Source organism: Streptomyces sp. TN58, assembly GCF_001941845.1.
GTDB lineage: Bacteria > Actinomycetota > Actinomycetes > Streptomycetales > Streptomycetaceae > Streptomyces.
The window spans coordinates 7029815-7055275 of sequence record NZ_CP018870.1 but is presented as its reverse complement, the minus strand read 5'-3'; the positions used below and the strand labels follow the sequence as shown (position 1 = coordinate 7055275).

Sequence of the window (25461 nt, the reverse complement as noted above, 5' to 3'; positions counted from 1 at the left end):
GACGATATCGCGGGAAAGTCTCAACCGAAGCTTCAACGATAGCGTTGAAGGCATGGCTACCGACATCAAGGACACCGTCCACGCCGTGGAGGCCGCCGCCGTCATGCGGCTGCTCGCGACCCGGCCGCGGCTGCTCGCCCTGGGCGAGCCCACCCACGGCGAGGACGCGCTGCTCGACGTGCGCAACGAGCTCTTCCGGCAGCTTGTCGAGGAGGAGGGCTACCGGACGATCGCGATCGAGAGCGACTGCATGGCGGGGCCGGCCGTCGACGCGTACGTCACCTCCGGCACGGGCAGCCTCGACGAGGTCATGGAACGCGGGTTCAGCCACGGCTTCGGCGGGTCCGCGGCCAACCGTGAACTCGTGCGCTGGATGCGGGCGTACAACGAAGGCCGGCCCGCGCCCGAGCGGATCCGCTTCGCCGGCTTCGACGGCCCGCTGGAGATGACCGGCGCCGCCGGCCCCCGGCAGGCCCTCACCGCACTGCACGACTACCTCGCGCCCCACGTCGACCCCGACCTGCTCCCCTGCACCGCCCCCGTGCTCGACCGCCTCCTCGGCGACGACGGCCGGTGGACCGAACCGGCCGCGATGACCGACCCGGCCCGGTCTGCGGGCCGCTCCGCCGACGCCCGTGAGCTGCGGCTGCTCGCCGACGACCTGGTGGCGCTGCTCGACGCGCAGGCCCCGCACCTGATCACGGCCACCTCGCGGGAGGCGTGCGAGCTGGCCCGGATGTACGGGCGCACGGCGACCGGCCTGCTGCGCTACCACTACTGGATGGCCGACACCTCACCCGGCCGCGTGGAGCGGCTGGTCGGCCTGCGGGACCTGATGATGGCCGACAACCTCCTGGCCCTGGCCGAGCGCGGCCCCACCCTGGTCCACGCCCACAACAGCCACCTCCAGCGGGCCAGGAGCTCCATGCGCATGGGCGGACGGCCGCTGGAGTGGTGGAGCGCCGGTTCGATCGCGAGCGCGCGGCTGGGCGAGCAGTACGCCTTCTTCGCGACGGCCCTCGGCACGATCCGGCATCGCGGGGTGGACAGTCCGCGACCGGGCACCCTGGAGGGTGTGCTGTACGCGCTCCCGGCCGACGTCTGCGTGGTCGACTCCCCCGCCCTCGGCGCGGCCCTCGCCGGTACGCTCGCGGCACCCCGCGCGTCCGCGTGGTTCGGCTACTTCCCGTTCGACCCGGCCCACTTGGCGGCGACCGACGGACTCGTTTTCGTCAAGGACGTCCCCCCTTCCCGGGACGGGTCCGCCTGACGTTCCCCTCCACGGCCTGGTTGACACTCTGCTTCCGGCCGACTCTGCAGTGTGACACCGTTCATAGACACCCTGCCGACGCGTAAAACTTACCGTCGAGTAGGCTTGCTGCCGCAGATCTTCCCGTTCGAGCCGCAGGATCCGGCCCGGACGGGAAGATCATCCAACTTGTTCTACCGGCAACTTATCCGCTGATGTCCGGATACCGGCCAAGCCCTTCACGGGCGCTGATACCTCTTCGGCCATGAACAAGATCACCCGCCGTCAGGCCCTGGGGACCACTGCCGGTGCACTCACCGTCCTCGGCCTGACCGCCGCAGCAACGAGCGTCGCCACAAGCGCCGCCGCGACCCCCGCCGTGCCCACCCCCCCGGGCACCGTCGACGAGGTCTACCAGGGCCGCCGCATCCAGATCACCACGGGCGGCGGAGGGCACCACGGGGGCCACCACGCGCCCGGCCAACCCACCGTCCGGATAGACGGCAGAGAACTCCACATCATGCGCAACGCCGACGGCAGCTGGATCAGCGTCATCAACCACTACGAGACGTTCACCGAGCCGAAGCTACTCGCCCGCGCCGCCGTCCGCGACCTCCAGGGCGCGCCCCTCGTCCCCTTCGGCGGTGCGGCATGACCGTCCGCAAGAACCAGGCCACGCTGACGCCCGAGGAGAAGCGCGCCTTCACCTCGGCCCTGCTGGAGCTCAAGCGCAACGGCAGCTACGACCGCTTCGTCACCACCCACAACGGCTTCATCATGAGCGACACCGACTCGGGCGACCGCGTCGGCCACCGCTCCCCCTCCTTCCTGCCGTGGCACCGCCGCTTCCTGCTGGAGTTCGAGGAGGCGCTGCAGAAGGTGGACGCGAGCGTCGCGCTCCCCTACTGGGACTGGACCGCCGACCGCACCACGCGCTCCTCCCTCTGGGGCCCCGACTTCCTCGGCGGCACCGGCCGGGCCCGTGACGGGCAGGTCATGGACGGCCCCTTCGCGTACGCGACGGGCCGGTGGAACATCGACGTGCGCGTGGACGGGCGCCCGTACCTGCGGCGCGCGCTCGGGGCGGGCGTGGCCCAGCTGCCGACCCGGGCCGAGGTGGACTCCGTACTCGCCATGCCGGTCTACGACATGGCTCCCTGGAACAGCTCCTCCAACGGCTTCCGCAACCACCTGGAGGGCTGGCGCGGCGCCAACCTGCACAACCGGGTGCACGTGTGGGTCGGCGGGCAGATGTCCACCGGGGTCTCCCCCAACGACCCGGTGTTCTGGATGCACCACGCCTTCATCGACAAGCTGTGGGCCGAGTGGCAGGCCAAGCACCCGCAGTCCACGTACCTGCCGGCAGCGGGCACGCCGAACGTGGTGGACCTGAACGACACCATGCGGCCGTGGAACGACGTGACCCCGGCGGACATGCTCGACCACCGGAAGTTCTACACCTTCGACACCGAACCGGCCCCCGCCAGCCACCGGTAGTGCAGTTCGGGGCGGCCGACCTGGCCGTACCGGGGAGTCCGGTCCGCCCGGCCGGTGTCGACCAGGTGCTCCAGGTAGCGGCGTGCGGTGATCCGGGAGATCCCGGCCGCCTCCGCCGCCCCCGCCGCGGTCAGCCCCTCGGGCGCGGCCCGCAGCAGGGCGGCGACCCGGTCCAGGGTCGGCGCGCTCAGCCCCTTGGGGAGCTCGGCCGGGCGGGGCGCGCGCAGCGCTGCCATCGCCCGGTCCACGTCGTCCTGGCCGGCCGCCTCCCCGGCCGCCTGGCGGAACTCGGCGTAGCGCAGCAGCCGTTCGCGCAGCGTGGGGAACGCGAAGGGCTTCAGGACGTACTGGACCACGCCCAGCGAGACGCTCTCGCGGACCACGGCCAGGTCCCGGGCCGAGGTCACCACGATCACGTCGACCGGATGCCCGGCGGCCCGCAGTCCGCGCGCGAAGCGCAGGCCGTGCCCGTCGGGCAGGCCGAGGTCCAGCAGCAGCAGGTCGACCCGGGTGCGCTCCAGCACCCGGGTGGCCTCGGCCAGCGAGTGGACGGCCCCGACGGCGGTGAAGCCGGGTACCCGGCCGACGTAGAGCGCGTGCGCGTCGGCGGCGACCTGGTCGTCCTCGACCACCAGCACGCGCACCTCGCCGCCGCTCACCGCGCGGCCCCCGCGGCCCCGTCCCGGTCCGCCGCCCGCTCGGGGGCGGTGGGCAGCCGTACGGTGAACTCCGCGCCGCCGCCCGGCCCCTGCGAGGCGACCACGGCACCGCCGTAGCGCTGTGCGACCTGGCGTACGAGTGCGAGGCCGAGACCGCGCCCTTCCCCCTTGCCGGACCAGCCCCGGCGGAACACGTCCACCCCCTCGGGCAGCCCCGGCCCGTTGTCCGCGACCCGCAGCAGCAGCTCGTCGCGTTCGGGCCGCAGGGTGACGGCGATACGGGCTCCCGGTACGGCCGTCACCGCGTCGACGGCGTTGTCGATGAGGTTGCCGAGCACCGTGACGAGGTCCCGGGCCGGCGGCAGTCCGCCCAGGTCGGCGAGGCTGCGGCTGTCGGCGGTGACGACGAGTTCGATGCCCCGCTCGTGCGCCTGGGCCGCCTTGCCCAGCAGCAGCGCGACCAGTACGGGCTCGCCGACGGCGGTGACCACCTCGTCGGTGAGGGCCTGGGCCAGTTCCAGCTCGGCGGTGGCGAACTCCACCGCCTCCTGCGCGCGGCCGAGTTCGATCAGGGAGACCACGGTGTGCAGCCGGTTGGCCGCCTCGTGGGCCTGGGAGCGCAGCGCCTGGGTGAAGCCCCGCTCGTGGTCCAGTTCGCCGGTCAGGGCCTGCAGTTCGGTGTGGTCGCGCAGGGTGACCACGGTGCCGCGGCGGCCGCCGCCGGCGACGGGCGAGCTGTTGACGACCAGCACCCGGTCCGCCGTCAGGTGCACCTCGTCCACCCGGGGGCGGTCGGCGAGCAGTACGCCGGTGAGGGGCGCGGGCAGCCCGAGGTCGGCCGCCCCGGTGCCGGTGACGTCCGCCGGCAGGCCCAGCAGCTCGCGTCCGGCGTCGTTGATCAGGGTGATGCGGCGCTGTCCGTCGAGCATGAGCAGCCCCTCGCGCACCCCGTGCAGGGCTGCCTGGTGGTAGTCGTACATCCGGCTGAGCTCGGCCGCGTTCATGCCATGAGTGTGGCGGCGCAGCCTGGCGTTGACGACGTACGTGCCCGCGCCGCCCAGGGCGAGTGCGCCGCCCGCGACCCAGACGAGGGCGGAGAGCTGCGCGCCGAGCCGGTCGCTGATGGCGCGGACGGTGATCCCCGCGCTCACCAGGCCGACGAGCCGGCCGTCGTCCTCCAGCGGGGTGACCACGCGGATGGAGGGGCCGAGGGTGCCGGTGTAGGTCTCGCTGAAGGTCTCGCCGCGCAGGGCCGGTGCCGTGTTGCCCATGAAGGGCTTGCCGATGCGGCGGGGGTCGGGGTGGGTCCAGCGCCTGCCGTCCGGATCCATGATCGTCACGAAGTCGACGCCGGAGTCCACGCGGACCTTCTCCGCGTAGGGCTGGAGCTCGGCGGAGGGGTCGCTGCCGCGCGCCGCCCCGCGTATCGCCTCCCGTACGGAGGGCGAGTCGGCGACCGCGCGGGCGACGGCCCCGGCCTGCCGTCTGGCGGCGTCCTCCGACTGGCCGCGGGCGGTGGCGTAGGCGTAGACGGCGCAGCCCGCGACGACCACGGCGACGAGCAGTACCTGCATGGCGAAGAGCTGGCCGGCGAGGCTGCGCGGCGGACGAGGCAAGCGGAACATGGCGCTCAGTGTGCACCGGGTCGTGAACTCAATGAACGCAAGGGTGACCGGGGTCACAGCGCTGGGTGATGGTCTCCCCGGACGACTTCACCACCAGGAGGCATCGTGGCCGCCAAGCGCGACAGAACCCACTATCTCTACATCGCGGTGATCGCCGCGGTGCTGCTCGGCATCGCGGTCGGCTTCGCCGCCCCCGGCGTGGCCGTCGAGCTCAAACCGCTCGGCACGGGCTTCGTGAACCTCATCAAGATGATGATCTCGCCTGTGATCTTCTGCACGATCGTGCTGGGCATCGGTTCCGTACGCAAGGCCGCCAAGGTGGGCGCCGTGGGCGGGCTGGCCCTCGGCTACTTCATGGTCATGTCCACGGTGGCGCTGGCCATCGGGCTGCTGGTCGGCAACCTCCTGGAGCCGGGCAGCGGCCTGCACCTGACCGAGGCGGCGCGCAGCGCGGGCGAGGCGCAGGCCAAGGCGGGCGGGGCGGAGAGCACCCCGGAGTTCCTGCTGGGGATCATCCCGACCACGCTGGTCTCCGCGTTCACCGGCGGGGAGGTGCTCCAGACGCTGCTGGTGGCGCTGTTGTGCGGGTTCGCGCTCCAGGCCATGGGGGCGGCGGGCGAGCCGGTGCTGCGGGGCATCGGGCACGTGCAGAAGCTGGTGTTCCGGGTGCTCGCGATGATCATGTGGGCGGCTCCCGTCGGGGCCTTCGGGGCGATCGCGGCGGTGGTCGGGGCGACCGGCATCGACGCGCTGAAGTCCCTCGCCGTCATCATGATCGGCTTCTACACGACGTGTCTGCTCTTCGTCTTCGTGGTGCTGGGCACCCTGCTGCGCGTGTGCACGGGGGTCAGCGTCTTCGCCCTGCTGCGCTATCTGGGCCGGGAGTTCCTGCTGATCCTCTCGACGTCCTCGTCGGAGTCGGCGCTGCCGCGGCTGATCGCGAAGATGGAGCACCTGGGGGTCTCGCGGCCGGTCACCGGCATCACCGTGCCGACCGGGTACTCCTTCAACCTGGACGGGACGGCGATCTACCTGACGATGGCCTCGCTGTTCGTCGCCGAGGCGATGGGGACGCCGCTGGCCCTGGGTGAGCAGATCTCCCTGTTGTTGTTCATGGTCATCGCCTCGAAGGGCGCGGCCGGCGTGACCGGCGCGGGCCTGGCCACCCTCGCGGGCGGCCTGCAGTCGCACCGGCCGGAACTGGTCGACGGTGTCGGCCTGATCGTGGGCATCGACCGGTTCATGAGCGAGGCGCGGGCCCTGACCAACTTCGCCGGCAACGCGGTCGCCACGGTGCTCATCGGGACGTGGACGAAGGAGTTCGACCGTGACCGGGCCGCGGAGGTCCTCGCCGGACGGCTGCCCTTCGACGAGAAGACGCTGGTCGACGACGGGCACGGGACGGCCCCGGCCGAAGCGGACACGGCCCCGGCCGTGGCCACGGCCGCGAACGCGGATGCGACCGTGGACGCGAGCTCGACCACCGCGCCGGTCGCGGCGCACAACCCCAAGGACGGCGTACCGGTGTAGCCCCTCCTCCTCAGCCGGTCCGCCCGCGTCGGGCCGGCCGGGCAGGGCTCGCCCCCACGGTGCCCAGCCCGGCCGGCCCGCCGCATTCTCCCCACTTGCACCCATAGTCGGTATTCGGCCACCGATAAACGAACCCCCGTGCTGTAAAAGGTACTTCCGTAACTGGCCGCGTGCATGACATCTTGCGTCCACCACTTGTTTCGTACGACCCGGCCTGACCACCGGGTCTTCGGAGGACGCATTGATACCCCACATATCCAGCCGACCTCGACGTACCCTCGTGCTGGCGGCCACGCTCGGCGCGGCGCTCGCCTTCGGCGCTCCCACCGCGCTCGCCGGCACCGCCCCCGTCTCGCCCTCCGGCTCGGCCGTCCCCGCCCCCGCGGCGGCGGCCCCCAAGGCCGCGGCTCCCGCTTCCCAGAGTGCGACCTGGGTTGCCGGCACCCGCGCCTACCTCGTGATCACCGCCCCCGGTGACACCACCGCGGTCCGCAACGCGGTCACCGCCAACGGCGGAACCGTCTTCCAGTACTACGACGCGATCGGCGTCATCACCGCCCACTCCGCCTCCGCCTCCTTCGCCGCCACCATGCGCGGCGTGAGCGGGGTCCAGCAGGTCGGCGCCACCCGCACCTCCGACGTGCCGGCGGACGCCTACAACCCGAGGCTGCCCGCCAACCCGGCGCAGTCCACGACCCCTTCGGGCGAGCCGGTCCGCGCCGACATGACCCAGATCAAGGCCGACCAGGCCTGGGCCGTCACCACGGGCTCCGCCTCCGTCAAGGTCGGCATCCTGGACACCGGTGTGGACGACCAGCACCAGGACCTGGCGCCGAACTTCAACGCCGCGGACTCCGCGTCCTGCGCCTACGGCAAGCCCGACACCCGCACGGGCGCCTGGCGCGACATCGGCACCCACGGCACGCACGTGGCCGGCACGGTCGCCGCCGCCAAGAACGGCAAGGGCGTCATCGGCGTGGCCCCGAGCGTGAAGATCTCCTCGGTGCGCATCGCCGAGCCGGACTCCTCGCTCTTCTTCGCCGAGAACACCGTCTGCGGCTTCATGTGGGCCGGCGACCACGGCTTCCAGGTCACCAACAACAGCTACTACACGGACCCGTGGCAGTTCAACTGCCCGGACAACGCCGACCAGGCCGCGATCATCGAGGGCGTCAAGCGCGCCCAGGAGTACGCGGAGAGCAAGGGCTCGCTCCAGGTCGCCGCGGCCGGCAACTCCAACCTCGACCTCGCGAACAAGACGACCGACACCGAGAGCCCGAACGACTCGACGCCGGTCACCCGCACCATCACCAACGCCTGCCTCGACATCCCGACCGAGCTCCCCGGCGTGGTCACGGTCTCGGCGATGGGGACCACCGCGAAGGCCTCGTACTCCAACTACGGCCTGAACGTCGTCGACGTCACGGCCCCCGGCGGAGACGCCGTCGGCATCTACAGCACCCTGCCGGGCGGCAAGTACGGCTCCATGAGCGGTACGTCGATGGCCTCGCCGCACGTCGCCGGTGTGGCGGCCCTGCTGGCCAGCACCAACCCGGGCATCACCCCGGCGCAGCTGCGCGACAAGCTGGCCACCCAGGCCAACGACGTCGCCTGCCCGTCGGACAGCCGCTGCAAGGGCACCACGGCGAAGAACGGCTTCTTCGGCGAGGGCCAGGTCGACGCCCTCAAGGCCGTCGGCAGCACGCCGCCTCCCGGCAAGTACTTCGAGAACACCGCGGACTTCACCATCGGTGACAACACCACCGTGGAGAGCCCGATCACCGTCAGCGGCGTGACCGGCAACGCCCCGGCCACCCTCAAGGTCGGTGTGAACATCGTGCACACCTACATCGGTGACCTCAAGGTCGACCTGATCGCCCCCGACGGCAGCGTCTACACCGTCCACAACCGCTCCGGCGGCAGCACGGACAACATCAACCAGGTCTACACCGTCAACGCCTCCTCCGAGGCCGCGAACGGCACCTGGAAGCTCCGGGTCAACGACAACGCCCGCGGAGACGTCGGCCGGATCGACTCCTGGAACGTCACCTTCTAAGGGACCGCACCGGGACACTCAGCGCCGCAGGACGTCGGCCAGCCAGTCGAAGACGACGTCGCAGTGCTGCTGAGGGGCCATCGGGGAGCAGTGCAACTGCGCCCCGGTGGCCTTCGTCAGTTTCACGTACTCGCGGCGGGTGCGCAGCAGGTCGTACATCTGCCGAGGCTGGCCGGGGTAGAACTGCTCGAAGTCGTAGTCCAGGACGAGCGTGGGGGCCTTGATCCTCCCGACCACCTTGGTGATGTCGAGGCCCATGGCCACCTGGGCCGGCGTCCAGATGTCCGTGGGGACCCTCCCCTCGCGCGCCTGGCGCAGCGCCTGCCGGTCGAAGATCTCGAAGCGCTTCTTGACGTTGAAGGCCAGCTGCGGGGTGAGCTCCGGGACGACGTCCTCGTTCCAGATCCGGTTGGTCTCCGCCTTGTCGGGCGTGACGAGGTCGCGCAGCTCCTTGTCGAAGCCCAGCCAGGGGCTGAGGCATCCGGGCATGGCCGCGACCGCGGCGAGCCGGTGCTCGAAGGCGGCGGCGCGCGGGGCGAGGTTGCCGCCCATGCTGAGGCCGGTGATGGCGATGCGGTCGCCGTCCACGTCCGCACGCCGGAGCAGCCAGTCGACGAGGGGGCTGACCACCGTCTCCCAGCGGGTGGTGAAGGGGATCTCCTCCACGAACAGCAACTGCCCCTGACCGGGGCCGTCGTAGACCAGGGCGTTCCAGCCGCGGTCGAGGGCCGCGGACACGCCGTAGGTCCACATGTCCAGGTTCTGCCCGTCACTGCCGTTGGTGAGGATGACGGTGGGGCGGCGCTCCGCGGGACCGTCCGGGCGGAAGAACCACAGCGGCAGGCGGGTCTTCCCCCACGGCACCCGGGCGGTGACGGCGGCCGGCGTGCACAGGCGGGCGAAGGTGTCCCAGGCCTCGCGTCCCTGCCGGTAGACCGCCTCCTCGTCGCCGGGCCGGTCGGTGCCGAGGACGTAGAACAGCGCCTGGGCGTAGTACTGGGCGGCGCGCAGCGAGCGGAAGCGGCGGGTCTGCGACGGTGTCCCGCCGCCGTCGCGGCCGGCGGCCGGCGGCGCGGAGAGCCTGTCGCCCCAGGACCGGAAGGTGTCGGTGTAGGTCTGCTCGGACAGGCCCGCGGCGTTGACGGCGTTGACCGCGGTCAGCACCTCGCCGACCTCGGAGGCGCGCATGCCGGCGGCTCCGAGCGCGAGAAGTCCCGCGAAGTTGAAGCCGGGATCGGCGAAGAGCTTCATCGCACCGGGCGCCGGTTCGGCGGCTGTCGCGTCCGTCGCGGACGGTGTGGGCACGGCCGCCGCGGTGCAGGCGGTACTCCCGACGGCGAGCGCGCCGGCTCCCGCGGCGAGACCGGTCAGCGCGGCGCGGCGGGTCAGGGAAGCGGGCTGGTGCGGTGTGCTTGCGGTCATGCAGGGGACGCTACGACGGGCCCCCGCACGCGGGGGTGTGCCGCGCCCTCGCCTGCTCCGAACGGGCTTGCCGCCGCCTCAGGTGCCGCGCCGGGTACGCAGCACGCAGTCGCCGCACAGGCCGCCGCCGGGGACGCGGTAGTAGAGGCAGCAGCTGCGCCGTACGAAGGCCACGCCGAGCCCCTCCTCGTGGATGAACGTCCCAGTACCCGCGAGAGCGCCGTCCTCGGCGAGCAGGGTGCCGGCCAGGTCGACGGCCGCGCCGCCCGGAACCCGGTCGACGAGCACCCGCAGCGCGCCGACCAGCCCGGACGCGGCGTTCCCGCGCAGGACCGTCGGGGAGACCCCGTACCGCTCCCGCAGAGCGGTCTCCAGCAGGGCCAGGTTTCCCAGGACCGACTCCCCGAGGCCTTCGGCCGGGCGGGCTGCGGGCTCGGGCAGCCACAGCTGGAGCGAGCCCCCGTCGGGCAGCCGCCACCACACCCGGTCGGCCGCCAGGTCCGGTACCCGTCCGGCCAGCGCCGCGCACCCCAGCCCGACCGACCAGAGCCGGGAGGCGATCCCGAACTGGGCGGTCGAGGCGGCCACCCTGCCCGGTCCGCTGCCGATCCGGCGGCCCACCTCGGCGACGTAGGGCGCGAGCTGCGCGCCGTACAGCTCGGCGAGCGGCCGGAAGCCGGGCCCGGGCGGCTCCGGCCCGTACGGCACGGTGAAGAAGGGGCCCACGGCGGCCAGTCGCCGCAGTACGTCGTCCATACCCGGAATGATCTCAGTACCGCGGCCCGCGCTTGGACGTGCTCACGCCATCCCGGCTCAGAGCCCGGCGAGGAAGTCCAGCAGCGCCCGGTTGAAGGCTTCCGGCTGTTCCACGCCCGGCAGGTGGCCGGCCCCCTCGATGACGGTGAGCACCGAGTGCGGCAGCAGCGCGTGCAGGGCCTGGGCCTCCGCGACCGGGGTGTAGACGTCGTCGGCGCCGACCAGGACCAGGCAGGGCTCGGCGGCCGAGGCGAGCACGGGGCGGTAGTCGGGGCGCTCGGCCCGCCCGCGCTGGGCGGCGGCCGCACCCTCGGGGTCGGTCGCGCACATCATGGCCGTGACCCGTGCGGCGACCTCGGGCATGCCGGTCACGTTGTAGGGCGCCAGCATCTTGTCGATCACCTCGCCGGCGTAGGGCCGCATGCCCTCGGCGACCAGTCGGTCGGCGGTCTCCCTGCGGAGTTTCGCCCCGGCTTCCGTCTCGGGCGCCGGGGAGGTGTCGGACAGCACCAGGGCCCGTACCAGACCCGGGTGGCGCAGCCGGATCTCCATCGCGATCTGACCGCCCATGGACACACCGCCGACGACCACCTGTTCGAGGCCCAGTCCGTCCAGGAGGGCGGCGATGTCGTCGGCGTGGTCGGCGAGCGTCACCTTGCCCGGCAACACCGGGCTGTCTCCGTATCCTCGCAGGTCAGGGGTGATCACGCGGTATCCGGCGGCTGTGAGCGCAGCTGTCTGCGGGGCCCACATGGTGCGGTTGAAGGGATGCCCGTGGACGAGGATCACGGGCGCTCCGTGGCGGGGACCCGAGTCGTCGGAAACCAGCGTCACACCATTGCCAAATTGGGGCTTCATGAGAGGACTTTAAGGGGCTACATTGAGCCACCCGCGTTCACCAGACAGCCGGTCGTCTTTCACTCGTGTTTTGCACGGGGGGCGACGTCATGGACGCAGACTGTGCCACCTCCCCACCGCCCAGAAGGACCGAAGGCTCCGTGCCCGTACCCGTACACCTCGCGGGCCGCACCGTGCGGCTCCAGCCCCTCGCCCCCCACCACACCGAGGCTCTGGCCGTGGCCGGGGCCGAGGATCGTACGACTTACGCCTTCACCCCCGTACCCCATGGGGTGCAGGCGTCACACGAGTACATCGACCGCGCCCTCGCAGACCAGGCCGCGGGTCGATCGCTCCCCTTCGCCATCGTCAGAGCCGCTGACGGGCGCGTCGTCGGTTCGACCCGGTTCCTGGAACTCGACTACTGGCAGGGGCCGCTGGTGTGGCCCGCCGTGCCGGGCGTTCCGTTCGGTGATCCGGCGACGGCGGTCCCCGATGCCGCCGAGATCGGCAACACGTGGCTGTCGCCGGCCGCCCAGGGCACCGGCATCAACACCGAGGCGAAGCTGCTCATGCTCCGCCATGCCTTCGAGGTCTGGGGCGTCCGCCGCATCTCGCTGCGGGCCGACGCCCGCAACGGCCGGTCGCGCGCCGCGATGGAACGTCTCGGCTTCACCTGCGAAGGAGTGCGCCGGGCCCATTCACGGGGACTGGACGGCGCCGTCCGCAGCACTGCCTTCTACTCGATCCTCGACGAGGAGTGGCCGGCCGTACGGTCGATCATCGAGCTGAGGCTGTCGGCGGGGGCGCAGCGCAAGCGCCGCCGCAAGGCCCTCATCCCCGCCTGAGGGATCGACGGAAACGGTCCTGCCCCCGCCCGGGTCCCGGTCCCGCGCCTGTCCCGGTCCTCATCCGAGGAAGGCCGGGGCCAGGGCCGAGTCCATCAGCCGGGCGGGGGCACCGCTCCCGTCGGCCGGTACGGAGTACAGGTCGGCGCCGAAGTCGCCGGGCAGGGAGTAGACGACGGTCCCGCGGTCCGTCCACACCACCTGGTCGTCCACGCTGCGCTCCTCGGCGAGCGGGGTCTCGCCGCCCGAGGCCAGGTCCAGGACGTGCAGCCGCCAGGGCGCCTCGGCCGGCCGGCCCGCCACCCGCTTCTTGAACACCACCCTGGTCCCGTCGGGTGACAGGGAGGGGCACTCGGCGTTCTCGCGCAGGGTGGTCACGGCGCGCGCGGCCAGATCCCCGCGGACGAGGTGGGTCCGGCCGCCGGTCGCCATGGTCGCGTAGAAGGTCCGCTCGTCTGCGGCGAAGGTGACGCCCCAGAAGTTCACGTCGGCGCTGCGGTACGGCTTGCCGTCCCTGTGGACGGTGAAGTCCTCCAGCGAGGCGTCGAACCTGCCGGTGCGCAGGTCGAGCACCGAGGTCCGCGTCGAGAAGTCCGTACCGGCGTACGAGTCCCCGCCCACGAAGACGGTCCAGGCGGCCAGGTGCCCGCCGGGCGACACCCGGGCCCGGGTGGGGATCCCCGCCAGCGGCCGGGCGGACACCTCCTCCAGGCGGGCGTCGAGGACGACGGCCCGGTAGCGGTCCTGGACCGCGCCCTTGTCGGCCTGGAGGCAGATGCCCGTGCCTCCTGCCGCGTGGAAGCGCAGGCAGGCGACCCCGGACACGGTGCGGTCGCTCCCGGGCGCGCCGGCCGGCACCGTGGCGAGCTCGTCGCGGTGCGGGCCCCAGGCCATGTTCCGGAAGACGATCCGCCGTCCGCCGGCGTCCGGGGCCAGCGAGACCTCGCCCGGGCCGGTCCGCGGGCCGTCCGCGGGGGCCCGGTCCTTCTCGCCCGCCGCGGAGGAGGCCCGCAGGACGGCGGTCAGACCCACGGCGGTGAGCACGGCGAGGGTGGCGGCGAAGATCAGGATCCGGCGCTGCAGGGTCATCGGCTGACTCCGGGCGGTGGGCGTTCCGGGAGCGGGGCTGGGGCACCCTACCCAGCGGCGGGTGCGGGTACCAGGTAGGGGCGGCCACGGATCCGGAGCCGATGATGGCGGCCGGCCGGCGGGCAATGCGCTGCCCCAGGGAATCCCAAGAGAAGGAAAAGTGCGGAACCCTGACGTACTTCCGTTCATCTTCCGAACGGAAGAACCGAGTCGTCGGACCACCCCGCCCCTCTGGGGCAGCACCAGCCGGAGAGCCACCGCACATGTCGTACGCACCCGAGGGGCAGCACCACCAGCCGTACGGGCCGGGAGGGCAGGGCCCGCGGCCCCCCTCCGGCGACCGGTACGGCGAGCAGTACGGGCAGCCGTACGGAGAGCAGTACGCGCGGCAGGAGCAGCACGGCGCCGCGCCGTACGGGCAGCAGCCGGAGGGCCACCGGGAGCAGGAGCCGCCCGGGCGCCCGCGCCGCCGGGGCAGGCGCTGGCTGATCGCCGGGGTGTGCTTCCTCGCGCTCGCGGGCACGGCCGCCGGCGTCATGACCCACTACGAGATACCCCCGTTCACCGACAAGGGCTCCACTGTCTCCTTCGGACAGCAGTCCGGCGGCAAGGACCAGGGCGGCGCGGATGCGCAGCAGCCGGCGAACTCCAAGATGATGATGCCGACCGGGCCGGCCGCCGACTTCAAGAACTCGATGACGCTGGCCGACGGCACGCATGTGGCCGTGACCACCCTGGACGGCAAGAAGTCGGGCTTCAAGGGGAAGGTCTGGGTCTGGGCCCCCAAGGAGTACGACGACCCGAAGTTCGCCAAGAGCGGCTTCCCGGTCCTGATCGCCCTCCCGGGCGGCGCCGGCTACCCGAACAACTACTGGATGGGCACGGACCTCGGGCTCCAGACCAGCATCAGCAAGTGGTACGCGGAGGGCAAGAGCAAGCCGTTCCTGCTGGCCATGCCGGTGCTCAACCCCGGCCCGGACGACAAGGGCGTCTACTGGGACGGCTCCGACATACCCGGCCAGCCGAAGATGGGCACCTGGTTGACCGAGGACGTCCCCGACCTGATGAAGGCGAACTTCCGCACCGTGAAGTCCCGTGACGGCTGGGCCTTCATGGGCTCCTCCACCGGCGGTTTCGCGGGCATGAAGGCAGTGCTGAAGCACCCGGACAAGTTCAAGGCCGTGATCGCCTCCGGCCCGGACATCGTCCCTGACTCCTCGCTGTGGAAGGGGCACGACAAGGAGAAGGCCGAGAACAACCCGGAGGTGCTGGCCAGGCACCTCATCGACACCAAGGGTCCGGACGTCTACATCGCCTTCCAGGTCGGCGACAACGAGAGCAACAAGAAGACCCTGCCGGACGTGCAGAAGTTCGTCGCCACCTTCGGCAACAAAGGGCCCGTGCACACCAGCCTGCGGGTGATACCGGGCGGGCAGCACAACGCCAAGACCTACGTCCCGAACATGGGCGAGGGGCCGATCCAGTACATCAGCAAGGTCATGGAAGGACCGGTCGAATAGCCACCGGCACCTCCCTCCGATCGCGCTCCGGCCCGCCGAACACCTTCGGCGGGCCGTCGCCGTTCCAGGGCGCCCAGCCCGGGTCGCCCGTCGTCGCGAACCGCACCCACGCCGCGTGCATCTCGTCGGCCAGCGCCTGCGGGGCTTCGGTCCCGGCCAGCCACGCGGCCTCGGGCACGGACAGCGTGTCGAAGACGAAGCCCAGCTCCAGGGCGTGGCAGGCGCCGAGGCCCGGGACGCCCGAGCACCAGGCGAACTCGTACAGGTGGCTCGGCGCGGCCCGCCGGGCCCCCGCGAGCCTGCGCAGCGGATCGCGCAGCAGCCGGTCGGTGAGGAGCTGCCCGGCCAGCTCGGCCGGCCCGGCCCCGGGCAGGGCGGTGCGCAGCGCCCGTACGGCGGCCCGGTCCTTGCCCGCGCGGGCGCGGGCCATGGCCACGGCGAGCGGGCCCATCCGGTCGAGCAGCCGCATGCCGCCGGTCGGCGCGAGCCAGAGCCGGTACTCCTCGGTGGTCCATCCGAACAGCAGCGGCACCGTGCCGGAGGCGGCGTCCGTGTCGTCGGTCAGGGCGTCGAGCGGGTCGGCGGGGAGGGTGTCCGGGTCGACGACCAGGCCGAAGGCGGGTCCGCCCAGGAGGGGGCCCGACCGGCGCAGGACGGCCGCCTGGGCGGCCATCAGGTCGGGCAGCGGGGTGGCGGTGAAGGCCGCGGCGGTGGCGTCCACCTTCAGCAGGGAGGCCATCCGCCGGACCATGGCCCGTACCCGGGGGCGCGGCAGTGCCTCGGGGGCTCCGCTCTGCAGGACCGCCCGGTGGAAGAGGCCGGCCGCGCGCGGTGCCGCCAGGAGGGCGCCGATGCTGATGGCGCCGGCGGACTCGCCGAAGACGGTGACGCGGGCCGGGTCGCCGCCGAAGGCCTCGATGTTGTCGCGGACCCATTCGAGGGCGGCGATCTGGTCGAGCAGGCCGCGGTTGGCGGGAGCGTCGGGGAAGAGCCCGTAGCCGAGGACGCCGAGGCGGAAGTTGAAGGACACCATCACGACGCCGTCGCGGGCGAAGGCCGTGCCGTCGTAGACGGGCACGGCCGCCGAGCCGCGGGTGTGCGCGCCGCCGTGGATCCACACCATGACGGGCAGACCGGCCCCGGGGGCCGGGTCGGGGGTCCACACGTTCACGTTGAGGCAGTCGTCGCCGGGGATCTCGGGGTCGGTCAGCAGGGCCGCGAAGGTGGCCGGGTAGGGCACTTTCGGTGCGGTCGGGCCGAATTCCGCGGCCTGGCGTACGCCGTCCCAGGCGGCCGGGGGCGCGGGCGGCGCGAAGCGGAGGGCGCCGACGGGCGGGGCGGCGTACGGGATGCCCCGGAAGACCGCGATCCCGCCGGCCCCGGTACGGCCCTCGACCACGCCGGCCGCGGTCCTGGCCCGCGGCCGGCCTGCCGCTGCGACACCCTCTGAGCTCATCCCGTCCTCCTGCGGCTGTACCGGTCCCGCACGGTCGCACAGCCTTCCAACGGGTGACAAGGCGTGACCGGGCCGGGGACCGGCCCGGTTGGACGGGCATGCGAATCCTGCGTATCCACCACACTCTGCCCGCCCTCCTGCTGGCGGGCATCTCGTGCGTCACCGGCCCGGCCCACGCCGCCGGGCCGGATTTCCAGTACGTGGGCCAGGACGACCGGGTGCACGGGCTCACCGCGCCGCGGGGCTGCGTGGCGGCGGAGGGCGGCGGAGGGCGCGCCGTCACCAACACGACCCGCGGTTCGGCGACCCTGTACCAGGGCCCCCGTTGCTCGGGCCGGATCGTCGGGACGCTGCGCCCCGGCGAGGTGGCTCAGATCCGGCCGTACTTCGCCTCCGTCGGCTTTCCCGTGACCGGGTAGGCACCGGGGCCGTGACCCCGCGGCCGTCCCCGCGTTGTATGCCATGTCAAATGCCACAGATTCTGTGGCGCCCCACATCTCACGAGGAGATCTTTGATGTCGCGTATCGCGAAGGCATTCGCCATCACCGCTGTCACCGGTAGCGCCGTGGTCGCCGGTGCGGGCCTGGCTGTCGCCGATGCCGGAGCGCACGGTGCGGCGGTCGGCTCCCCCGGTGTCCTGTCGGGCAACCTGGTCCAGGTTCCGGTGCACGTCCCGGTCAACGTCTGCGGCAACACCGTGAACGTGATCGCCCTGCTGAACCCGGCGTTCGGCAACACCTGCGTCAACGCCTCGGGCGGCGGCGCCGACCACCACACCGAGGGTGGCGACTACGGTCACTGATCGCCTGCTCGGCCTGAGGGCCCCCGCCGTCGGCGGGGGCCCTTCCCCTGTGCCCGGCGCCCCGGCTCCGGCGCGGGGGCGCAGGGTCCGCCGGGGGCGCCCGGTCATTCGTAGCGGTACAGGCCCTGGTGGCTGAGGGCTTCGCGCGGGGTGACGTTCCACGGCGGCATCGGCTCGTCGAGGGCGATGACCCGGCCGCGCTGGAGGTCGCCGGGAGGCAGGGGGGCGGCGGGCAGATAGCCGGAGCGGGGGTGCTTGTGCTGCCAGCGGTCCCAGACCAGGTCCACGAAGGCGTGGTGCAGCCAGAACGCCGGGTCGTTGGGCGCCGTACCGCCCGTCATGTGTCCGCCGATCCACTGGTGGACCTTGTTGTGGTTGCGCCAGCGCTCGCTCTTCGGGGCGGCCCAGCCCTCCAGCTTGTTGCGGAAGCCGCCGGCCGTGGCCGTGGAGTCCCAGGGCGAGGCGTCGTAGACGGGGTCGTCGATCGCCCACTGGAGTTCGGCCGGGGTCGGCAGGGTGATCGGGTTCTGCGGCCTGCCGAGGTTGCGGGTGAGGAACGCGGACTCCGTGATGCCCACGGTGACCGTCCAGTTGCCCTTGTCGTAGGCGAACGGCCCGGTCATCACCTTGCGGTCGGACGCGCGGCCGGTTCCGCCGAGGAAGTCGTCCGCCCAGAGCGAGGAGACCGGGCTGGTGTCGGTGGTCCAGTCCCAGTACGGCACGGACACGCCCGGGTCGATCTGCCGCAACTGCTTCTCGAACTCCAGCAGATAGAGCCGGTGCCACGGGAAGAAGGACGGGGACATGTGCCCGACGCGCAGCTTGCGGTCCCGGTCGGGCACGAAGTACTTGTCGTGGGTGCGTACCAGGGCGTCGTACGCGCCGCTGCGCTTGAGCTCCAGCACCGCCGCGACGAAGCGCTTCTTCTGGGCGCTGGTGAGGTTCTTCTGGTTCTGCCGGACGTGCAAAGCGGGGGTCCTCCCGTTCCCTTGGGTGTGTCAGCCGTGGTGCGGGGCCGCGAACGCCAGCTGGGTCGTGCCCAGTTCGTCGACGGCGGCACGGGCCAGTTCCAGTGGGGTCGGATAGGACTGGAAGTGGTTGATCCCGCTGAGATAGCTGCCGTCGGCGCGGCGCATGACGTGCAGGGGGCGGCCGTCGATGCGGACCCCGGCGACGTCGACGGCGATGTGCCGGCCGCGGTACGTCTCCTCGGCGAGCGGCGCCGGGGTGAGGGTCTGCCGGGGCCGGCGGGCGCGCAGTACGGGGGCCAGGGCAGCGCCCGTACCGGCGAGGATGGCCGCGGTGAACGCCGCGCGCAGGAGTGCGCGTCGGGTCGGAGATGCGGCGGCGGTTGCTGCGGACATGCGGTCTCCCTCGCTCGGTGGCCGGCGGCTACGGGTCTAACGCCGCGCGGCGGGCGAGGTCACCCGCGGGCACCCCGGAGCTGCTTGTAGAAGAAGGTGGTCGGATGCAGCCGGCCCTCCGGATCGGTGGCGTAGTCGGGAATGGTGCCGGCCTCCACCCAGCCGGCGGAGCGGTAGACGTGCTCGGCGGCGCTGCCGGTCTGGGTGTCCAGGTACATCAGGAGCACGCCCGCGCCGGCGGCCTCGGCCTCGGCGTGCGCGAGGAGGGCGCGGGCGGTGCCGCGGCCCCGGGCTGCCGGGTGGACCATGAGCTTGCGCAGCTCGGCCCGGTGGCGGCCGTTGGGCTTGGACTCCCGGTGCCAGCTGACGGTGCCGTCGACGGGGCCGCCGGCGCCGCTGCGGGAGACCCACAGGGCCAGGGTTCCGTCCTCGACGGCGGGCAGCAGGGAGTCCCACCAGGCGGCGGCGCCGGCGCGGTCGAGGCCCGCGAGGAAGCCGAGCGAGGAGCCGTCGGACACCACGGCCCGCAGGAGGGCGGCCAGTTCGTCACGGTGGGCGCGCAAGCCGGCGGCGGACAGGGCGGTGATCGCGGCGGTCATGCGGCGAGCATAGGGAGCAGCGGGGGACGCGCCGCAGGCGGGGCCGCCGACACGGGGCTCAACGCCCTCGCCCGCGCTGCTCGTCGCGGATCCGGTCCCCCACCTCGCGTACGGACGACGTGGACGCGACGGCGGGCGGGCAGGGGCACCGTCCCGGTGAAGTCGGCCCCGGCGGTGCCGGCGGTCGGGTCGGTGGTGTCCGTGGCCGCTGCCGGGGCGGGCGGGGCGGCCGGGGCGAGGACCGGGAGGGTCGTCGCGGCCACGGCGGCCGCGGCGAGCCGGCGGAGGCGACGCGTCCCGGTGCGCGGCGGCGGGGACCCGCGTCGTGCGGGCATGCGTCCGGTCTGCATCCGCACCCCGGGCCCCGCACCGGTACCGGCACCCGGTACGCCGCGTGCCGGGCTCCCGGCGCCGGCTACGGCGCCGGGAGTTCCGCGAAGTCGGCGACCAGGCCGCGGTGGTGGCCCGCCGTGCCGAGGGCGAGGGAGTCGGCCTTGGCCCGCTTGAGGTAGAGGTGGGCGGGATGCTCCCACGTCATGCCGATGCCTCCGTGGAGCTGGACGCACTCCTCGGCGGCGCGTACGGCGACCCCCGAGCAGTAGGCCTGGGCGACGGCGACCGTGAGGGGTGCGTCGGGGGCGCCGGTGGCGAGGGCGTCGGCCGCGGCCCTGGCCGCCGCCCGGGCGGAGGCCACGTCGAGCCAGAGCCGGGCCATGCGGTGCTTGAGCGCCTGGAAGGAGCCGACGGGCCGGTTGAACTGGTAGCGGCCCTTGCTGTGTGCGACGGTCTCGGTCAGGCACCACTCGGCGAGCCCGACCTGCTCGGACGCGAGGAGGCCCGCCGCGGAGAGCAGGGCTCCGGCGACGGCGGCCCGGGCCGCGGCGGGATCGGCGAGGCGGATGCCGGGGGCCGCCTCCAGGGCGACGGTGGCGAGCGGGCGGGTCAGGTCCAGCCCGACCAGCGGGGTCACGGTGGCGTCCTCGGCGCGGACGGCGTAGAGCCCGGTGTCGGCGGGCACGAGCAGGACGCCGGCGGCCACCGCGTCGGCCACGGCGTCGACCGTGCCGGTCAGGGTGCCGCCGCCGGAGTCCCGTACGGGAGCGGGCAGGGGTGCGCCGGGGGCGAGGGTCAGCGGGACGGCCGGGGTGCACACCGTGCTGCCCGAGGCCAGTTCGGACAGCAGCGCGGCGGCTTCGGCGGTGTCGCAGCCGAGCAGGATCTCCGTGGCGAGCACGGCGCTGGTGAGGTAGGGGACGGGGGCCACGGCCCGGCCCAGCTCCTCCAGCACCACGGCCGCCTCCCGGTGTCCCGCGCCCTGCCCGCCGAGCTTCTCGGGTACGAGGAGCCCCGCCGTGCCGATCTCGGCGGCGAGGGTGTGCCACAGGGCCGGGTCGTGCGGCCGGCCCGTCTCGGCGCGGGCGAGGACCGTCCTGGCGTCGCAGCGGGCGGCGAGGAGTGCGCGTACGGCGGTGCGCAGTTCCTCCTCGGCTTCGGAGTAGAGGAGGTCGGCCGGCGCCGTCGGCGCTGTCGGTGCCGTCATCGGGAGAGGTCCTTCCAGGCGGTGTCCTTGTCGTCGCGCGGCTCGGGGGGCAGGCCGAGGACGCGTTCGGCGACGATGTTGAGGAGGATTTCGCTGGTGCCGCCCTCGATGCTGTTGCCCTTGGCGCGCAGGTAGCGGTAGCCGGCGTCGCGGCCGGTGAAGTCGACCAGTTCGGGGCGGCGCATGGTCCAGTCCTCGTACAGGAGTCCTTCCGCGCCGAGGAGTTCGACCTCCAGCCCGCTGATCTCCTGGTTGAGGCGGGCGAAGGTGAGCTTCATGCCCGAGCCCTCGGGGCCGGGCTGGCCCGCGGCGAGCTGCTGGCGCAGCCGCTCGCCGGTGAGGCGGGCGACCTCGGCCTCGACCCACAGTTCCAGCAGCCGCTGGTGGAGGGCGTGGGTGCGCAGTTCGGGGCGTTCGCGCCAGGCGGCGGCGACGGGTGCGATCATGCCGCCCTCGCGCGGGATGCGCATGCCGCCGATGGAGACGCGTTCGTTCATCAGGGTGGTGCGGGCGACCGCCCAGCCCTCGCCGACGGCGCCGAGGCGGTGGGTGTCGGGGATGCGGACGCCGGTGAGGAAGACCTCGTTGAACTCGGCTTCGCCGGTGATCTGGCGTAGCGGCCGGACCTCGACGCCGGGGGCGTGCATGTCGCAGAGGAAGTAGGTGATGCCCTGGTGCTTGGGCAGTGCCGGGTCGGTGCGGGCGACGAGGATGCCCCAGCGGGCGTTGTGGGCGCTTGAGGTCCAGACCTTCTGGCCGTCGACGATCCAGTCGCCGGCGTCCTGGTCGAGGACGGCGCGGGTGGCGAGCGCCGCGAGGTCGGATCCGGCGCCGGGCTCGCTGAAGAGCTGGCACCAGACCTCCTCGCCCAGCCACAGCGGGCGCAGGAAGCGCTGCTTCTGCTCCTCGGTGCCGTACGCGAGGATCGTGGGTGCGGCCATGCCGAGGCCGATGCCGATCCGGCGGGGGTCGTTGTCGGGGGCGCCGGCTGCTTCCAGTTCGGCGTCGACGACGGCTTGGAGGGTGCGGGGTGCGCCGAGTCCGCCGAGGCCCGGGGGGTAGTGCACCCAGGCGAGTCCGGCGTCGAAGCGGGCGCGGAGGAACGCGGTGCGGTCGGTGCGGGCGGGCGGGTGCGCGGTCAGCAGGTCCCGGGTGCGGGCGCGGAGCGCCTCGGGGGTGGTGGGGGTGGCTCCGGTGGTCATCGGGCGGCTCCGTCCAGGCCGGGCAGGACCACCAGGCGGCCGGTGGTGGTCCCGTCGGCGACGCGCTGCACGGCGTCGGCGGCGTGCGCGAGCGGGACGCGTTCGCTGACGAGCGGTGTGACGGCTCCTTCGGCGGCGAGCCGGGTGAGCTCGGTGTGGCAGGCGAGGACGGCGGCGGGGTCCTTGGCGGCGTACAGGCCCCAGTGCAGGCCGAGCACGGCGTAGTTCTTCACGAGGGCGTGGTTGAGGGCGGGGGCGGGGATGGTGCCGCTCGCGAAGCCGACGACGACGATCCGGCCCTCGAAGGCGACGCATCGGGTCGACGCGGTGTAGGCGTCGCCGCCGACCGGGTCGTAGACGACGTCGGCGCCGCGTCCGGCGGTGAACTCCTTCACGCGGGCGGCGATGTCCTCCGCGGTGCGGTCGACCACCAGGTCGCAGCCGAGTTCTTCGGCGGTACAGGCCTTGTCCTTGCCCCCGACGACCCCGATGACGGTGGCTCCGGCGGCCTTGCCCAGCTGGACGGCGGCGCTGCCGACACCGCCGGCGGCGGCGTGCACGAGAAGGGTCTCGCCGGCCCGGAGGCCGGCGCGGCGGTGCAGGCCGAACCAGCCGGTCTGGTAGCCGATGTGGAGGGCGGCCGCCTCGGCGTCGTCGAGGGTGTCGGGGGCCGGGAGCAGGGCTCGGGCCGGTGCGGTGACGTACTCGGCGAAGCCTCCGTGCGGAAGGCTCGGGTTGGCGATGACGCGGCGGCCGTCCTCGGTCTCGGCGCAGACCTCGACGCCGGGGCTGAAGGGCAGCGGCGGTGTGATCTGGTACCGGCCGCGGACGAGCAGCGCGTCGGGGAAGTTCACGTTGGCGGCGAGCACCCTCAGTTTCACCTCGCCCTCGCCGGGTACCGGTTCGGGCACCTCTTCGAGGCGCATGGCCTCGCGGGGCTCGCCGGGGGTGTGTACTCGCCATGCCTGCATCCGGGGCCTCCAGCCGCCGTCGAGGGATCACGCTCCGAGCACATACTAAGCGGTCGCTTGCCCATCTGTGAATCTCCGGCGCGTGCGGATCGGGCGCGGATGCCTACCGACTCGAAACAACACGCGCTGTTTCAGGCCACATTCGTCATACGGTCAGGCAATATGTGGCGTGCACGTGTCACGACTCAACGGGGAACTGCACCTGTCCAGGGGGGACCATCACATGAGAAGAAGTACGCCCGCTGCCGCGGCCGCAGCCGTTCTGGCCGGCCTGGTCACCGCGGCCGGGCCGGTCGCGGTGGCGGACGCGGCACCCGCCGCGAAGTGCACGCCGAAGGTCCAGGTGCTCGGCTCGATCGGGGACGAGTCGTACACACGCGACGCGCAGCGCAGCCAGGGCGTGTTCGACCTCGGCCCGGACGGCCTCGCCGTCGGCGTCTCCGGCTACAAGCCCGCGTACTGGACCGGGACCACCGTGCACCAGGTCCCGCTGACCGACCCGAACCAGAGGGGGCAGGTCCTCGCCGTGAACGCGCACGGCCTGATGGTCGGAGTCCTCCGCAGCTCCGACACCACCTCCCTCTTCACGTACCAGGCGGGCGCCCCGGCGATCACCCTGCTGCCGGACAGCGACGGCTCGGACCTGGAGGCCGACGTCAACGACGCCGGCTACGTGGTGTCCCGCTCCGGCAGCTGGGCCGGCACCGTCTGGAAGGACGGCCGGAAGGTCCGCGAGCTGCCCGTACCGGCCGACGCGGGCCCCGGTACCCGGATCTCGATGGTCACGGGCGTCAACAACCGTGGCGACGTCCTCGGCGTGGTCACGCAGGACCACGAGATCCCCGAGACCGGTGAACACCTGGAGGGCTCCTACCCGGTGCTGTGGCCGGGGGACGGAACCGCCCCCAGGGCGCTGGAGCGGTCCACGAACGACAGCTACGTCCAGGATCTCGACGAGAGCGGCCGCGTCGTCGGCTACGACTGGGCCGGGCCGTGGCACGAGTACCAGACGTGGGTGTGGGAACCCTCGCTCGCCGGCCTCGGCACCTCGCCCGGGGGGCTGAGCACCCACCCGTACGCCACGTTCGAGGCGATCAGCCCGACCACGAACGTCAGCGTCGGCACGGCCAAGCACCACCCGGAACAGCTGACCCTCCCGGACCAGGCGCTTCTGCGGGCCGGTTCGGGCCCGGTCAAGGCGCTGCCGCGGCTGGCCGCGGGCGGGGCGAGCATGGCCGACGCGGTGTCGGACGGCGACCGCGTCGGCGGGGCCGCCGTGGACGCGAAGGGCCGGCTCAAGCCGGTGATCTGGACCTGCGCGACGAAGCAGGCGTACAACCCCGGCAGTTAGCCGGTGTGCGGCGGATCCACCCGCCAGGGGGACGGGGTGTCCGCGCCATGGTGATCTGAGCGCCCGCACGCTATCGATGGGCGCATGGAGAACCCTCTGCGCGGCCTCCCCGCGCCGCCGCCGCTCGGTGCCGCCGCCCTGCCCGCCGGTACGTACGCCGGGCAGGTGGTCCTCGTGACCGGCGGCGGCACCGGGCTGGGCAAGGCCGTGGCCGCCGAGTTCGCCCGGCTCGGCGCCGATCTGCTGATCGCGGGCCGCCGCCCCGAGCGGCTCCAGGCGGCGCGGGAGGAGCTTTCGGCCGTACCGGGCGCGGGCCGGGTGGCCGCCGCCGTCTGCGACATCCGGGACCCGGAGCGGGTCGCCGAGGTCTTCGACGCGGCGCAGGACGCGCTGGCACTGCCGGACGTACTGGTCAACAACGCGGCCGCCAACTTCCCCTCCCCCGCGGAGGACCTGTCGCCCAACGCCTGGCGGGCGGTCGTCGACATCACCCTGACCGGCACCTGGTTCATGACCCGGGAGTTCGGCCGCCGCCACCTCGCGGCGGGCACCCCCGGGTCGATCGTCAACGTCGGGGCCTCCTACGCCTGGACGGGCGGGCCGGGTTTCGCGCACAGTGCCGCCGCCAAGGCCGGGGTGAAGAACCTCGTGGAGACGCTCGCCGTGGAGTGGGGACCATACGGCATCCAGGTCAACGGGCTCGTCCCGGGCCTCTTCCCGCACGCCGACATGACCGCGGACATCCGGGGCGGCCTCGAACGCGCCGCGCCCGGCACCGCCGACGCCCGGCAGCCGGCCCTGCGGGTGGGGTCTCCCCGGGAACTGGGCTGGGCCGCGACCTTCCTCGCCTCACCGTTCGCCCGGTTCGTCACCGGCCACACCCTGGTCGTCGACGGCGCCAACTGGCAGCGCCGGACGGTGGTCGGCCCGGAGGTGGTCCCGGTACGGGAGCAGCTGGGGCGCGGCCCGTTCGACGTCGCCTAAGGGCTGTCCCGTAATCCCCGGCGGGCGCGCGGCGCCGGCTACGGCGCCTCGCCGCGTTGTCGCAAACCCCCGCATACGCCCAGTACGAGGACGCTCCTCCGCC

General features: G+C 73.1%; 24 protein-coding genes. 11 read left to right on the top strand and 13 right to left on the bottom strand.

What is annotated here, in order from left to right; all coding sequences use genetic code 11:
- Positions 1-52 precede the first annotated feature (52 nt).
- From BSL84_RS31915 to melC2, 3 genes are all read left to right on the top strand, one after another.
- Positions 53-1270: an erythromycin esterase family protein gene (locus BSL84_RS31915; protein WP_075971771.1), complete on the top strand. Its 1218-nt coding sequence runs from the start codon at positions 53-55 to the stop codon at positions 1268-1270.
- Positions 1271-1514: 244 nt separating this feature from the next.
- Positions 1515-1904: an apotyrosinase chaperone MelC1 gene (gene melC1 / locus BSL84_RS31910; protein ID WP_030026587.1), complete on the top strand. Its 390-nt coding sequence runs from the start codon at positions 1515-1517 to the stop codon at positions 1902-1904.
- Positions 1901-2746, top strand: a complete 846-nt coding sequence (melC2, locus tag BSL84_RS31905) for a tyrosinase MelC2 (protein ID WP_075971770.1) — start codon at positions 1901-1903, stop codon at positions 2744-2746. Before melC1 ends, melC2 begins: the two co-directional genes overlap by 4 nt.
- On the opposite strand, the gene BSL84_RS31900 is transcribed toward melC2, so the two are convergent.
- Both BSL84_RS31900 and BSL84_RS31895 read right to left on the bottom strand, forming a co-directional pair.
- Positions 2704-3405 carry a response regulator gene (locus BSL84_RS31900; RefSeq protein ID WP_030026589.1) on the bottom strand — a complete coding sequence of 234 codons (702 nt, stop codon included), beginning with the start codon at positions 3403-3405 and terminating at the stop codon, positions 2704-2706. The genes melC2 and BSL84_RS31900 overlap by 43 nt on opposite strands.
- Complete coding sequence (locus tag BSL84_RS31895) at positions 3402-5030, bottom strand: sensor histidine kinase (protein ID WP_075971769.1); 1629 nt, start codon at positions 5028-5030, stop codon at positions 3402-3404. The genes BSL84_RS31900 and BSL84_RS31895 overlap by 4 nt, the downstream gene beginning before the upstream one ends.
- 105 nt (positions 5031-5135) lie before the next feature.
- On the opposite strand from BSL84_RS31895, the gene BSL84_RS31890 reads away from it, so the two are divergent.
- Positions 5136-6560: a cation:dicarboxylate symporter family transporter gene (locus BSL84_RS31890; protein WP_078848948.1), complete on the top strand. Its 1425-nt coding sequence runs from the start codon at positions 5136-5138 to the stop codon at positions 6558-6560.
- A 280-nt stretch (positions 6561-6840) separates the two neighbouring features.
- Positions 6841-8616: a S8 family peptidase gene (locus BSL84_RS31885; protein WP_030026592.1), complete on the top strand. Its 1776-nt coding sequence runs from the start codon at positions 6841-6843 to the stop codon at positions 8614-8616.
- Positions 8617-8634: 18 nt separating this feature from the next.
- Here the strand turns inward: BSL84_RS31885 and BSL84_RS31880 are convergent, their stop codons facing one another.
- The 3 genes from BSL84_RS31880 to BSL84_RS31870 form a co-directional block, all read right to left on the bottom strand.
- The gene (locus tag BSL84_RS31880) at positions 8635-10038 is read right to left on the bottom strand and encodes an alpha/beta hydrolase family protein (protein ID WP_045321954.1); all 1404 of its coding nucleotides are present in this window, start codon (positions 10036-10038) and stop codon (positions 8635-8637) included.
- 78 nt (positions 10039-10116) lie between these two features.
- Positions 10117-10794 carry a (2Fe-2S)-binding protein gene (locus tag BSL84_RS31875; RefSeq protein ID WP_030026594.1) on the bottom strand — a complete coding sequence of 226 codons (678 nt, stop codon included), beginning with the start codon at positions 10792-10794 and terminating at the stop codon, positions 10117-10119.
- A 57-nt stretch (positions 10795-10851) separates the two neighbouring features.
- Positions 10852-11652 carry an alpha/beta fold hydrolase gene (locus BSL84_RS31870; protein WP_075971768.1) on the bottom strand — a complete coding sequence of 267 codons (801 nt, stop codon included), beginning with the start codon at positions 11650-11652 and terminating at the stop codon, positions 10852-10854.
- Positions 11653-11792: 140 nt separating this feature from the next.
- Between BSL84_RS31870 and BSL84_RS31865 the strand changes: the two genes are divergently transcribed.
- Positions 11793-12479, top strand: a complete 687-nt coding sequence (locus BSL84_RS31865) for a GNAT family N-acetyltransferase (RefSeq protein ID WP_030026596.1) — start codon at positions 11793-11795, stop codon at positions 12477-12479.
- A gap of 60 nt (positions 12480-12539) precedes the next feature.
- On the opposite strand, the gene BSL84_RS31860 is transcribed toward BSL84_RS31865, so the two are convergent.
- A complete protein-coding gene (locus BSL84_RS31860) occupies positions 12540-13568 on the bottom strand; it encodes a TolB family protein (protein WP_030026597.1) in 1029 nt (342 codons plus the stop codon).
- A 263-nt stretch (positions 13569-13831) separates the two neighbouring features.
- Between BSL84_RS31860 and BSL84_RS31855 the strand changes: the two genes are divergently transcribed.
- Positions 13832-15088: an alpha/beta hydrolase gene (locus BSL84_RS31855; RefSeq protein ID WP_079273373.1), complete on the top strand. Its 1257-nt coding sequence runs from the start codon at positions 13832-13834 to the stop codon at positions 15086-15088.
- Here the strand turns inward: BSL84_RS31855 and BSL84_RS31850 are convergent.
- Positions 15066-16544: a carboxylesterase/lipase family protein gene (locus tag BSL84_RS31850; protein WP_079273372.1), complete on the bottom strand. Its 1479-nt coding sequence runs from the start codon at positions 16542-16544 to the stop codon at positions 15066-15068. The two genes, BSL84_RS31855 and BSL84_RS31850, sit on opposite strands and share 23 nt — an antisense overlap.
- A 98-nt stretch (positions 16545-16642) precedes the next feature.
- On the opposite strand from BSL84_RS31850, the gene BSL84_RS31845 reads away from it, so the two are divergent.
- A complete protein-coding gene (locus BSL84_RS31845) occupies positions 16643-16963 on the top strand; it encodes a hypothetical protein (RefSeq protein ID WP_030030913.1) in 321 nt (106 codons plus the stop codon).
- A 96-nt stretch (positions 16964-17059) separates the two neighbouring features.
- The gene (locus tag BSL84_RS31840; protein ID WP_030030914.1) at positions 17060-17347 is read left to right on the top strand and encodes a chaplin; all 288 of its coding nucleotides are present in this window, start codon (positions 17060-17062) and stop codon (positions 17345-17347) included.
- Between the two features lie 104 nt (positions 17348-17451).
- On the opposite strand, the gene BSL84_RS31835 is transcribed toward BSL84_RS31840, so the two are convergent.
- The 6 genes from BSL84_RS31835 to BSL84_RS31810 form a co-directional block, all read right to left on the bottom strand.
- Positions 17452-18315 carry a tyrosinase family protein gene (locus tag BSL84_RS31835; protein WP_030030915.1) on the bottom strand — a complete coding sequence of 288 codons (864 nt, stop codon included), beginning with the start codon at positions 18313-18315 and terminating at the stop codon, positions 17452-17454.
- Between the two features lie 30 nt (positions 18316-18345).
- The gene (locus BSL84_RS31830) at positions 18346-18711 is read right to left on the bottom strand and encodes a tyrosinase family oxidase copper chaperone (protein WP_075971766.1); all 366 of its coding nucleotides are present in this window, start codon (positions 18709-18711) and stop codon (positions 18346-18348) included.
- A 59-nt stretch (positions 18712-18770) separates the two neighbouring features.
- Complete coding sequence (locus BSL84_RS31825; protein WP_030030917.1) at positions 18771-19310, bottom strand: GNAT family N-acetyltransferase; 540 nt, start codon at positions 19308-19310, stop codon at positions 18771-18773.
- A gap of 415 nt (positions 19311-19725) precedes the next feature.
- Positions 19726-20850, bottom strand: a complete 1125-nt coding sequence (locus tag BSL84_RS31820) for an acyl-CoA dehydrogenase family protein (protein ID WP_045321947.1) — start codon at positions 20848-20850, stop codon at positions 19726-19728.
- Positions 20847-22052 (bottom strand): acyl-CoA dehydrogenase family protein, encoded by a 1206-nt coding sequence (locus BSL84_RS31815; RefSeq protein WP_030029634.1) that lies wholly within the window; start codon positions 22050-22052, stop codon positions 20847-20849. Before BSL84_RS31815 ends, BSL84_RS31820 begins: the two co-directional genes overlap by 4 nt.
- Positions 22049-23023: an NADPH:quinone oxidoreductase family protein gene (locus tag BSL84_RS31810; protein ID WP_045321946.1), complete on the bottom strand. Its 975-nt coding sequence runs from the start codon at positions 23021-23023 to the stop codon at positions 22049-22051. Before BSL84_RS31810 ends, BSL84_RS31815 begins: the two co-directional genes overlap by 4 nt.
- Before the next feature lie 223 nt (positions 23024-23246).
- Here BSL84_RS31810 and BSL84_RS31805 point away from each other — a divergent pair, with 223 nt between their 5' ends.
- Together BSL84_RS31805 and BSL84_RS31800 are read left to right on the top strand one after the other, a co-directional pair.
- Positions 23247-24374: a hypothetical protein gene (locus BSL84_RS31805; protein ID WP_075971765.1), complete on the top strand. Its 1128-nt coding sequence runs from the start codon at positions 23247-23249 to the stop codon at positions 24372-24374.
- 84 nt (positions 24375-24458) lie between these two features.
- Positions 24459-25358 (top strand): SDR family oxidoreductase, encoded by a 900-nt coding sequence (locus BSL84_RS31800; protein WP_075971764.1) that lies wholly within the window; start codon positions 24459-24461, stop codon positions 25356-25358.
- The last annotated feature ends 103 nt before the right edge of the window (positions 25359-25461 follow it).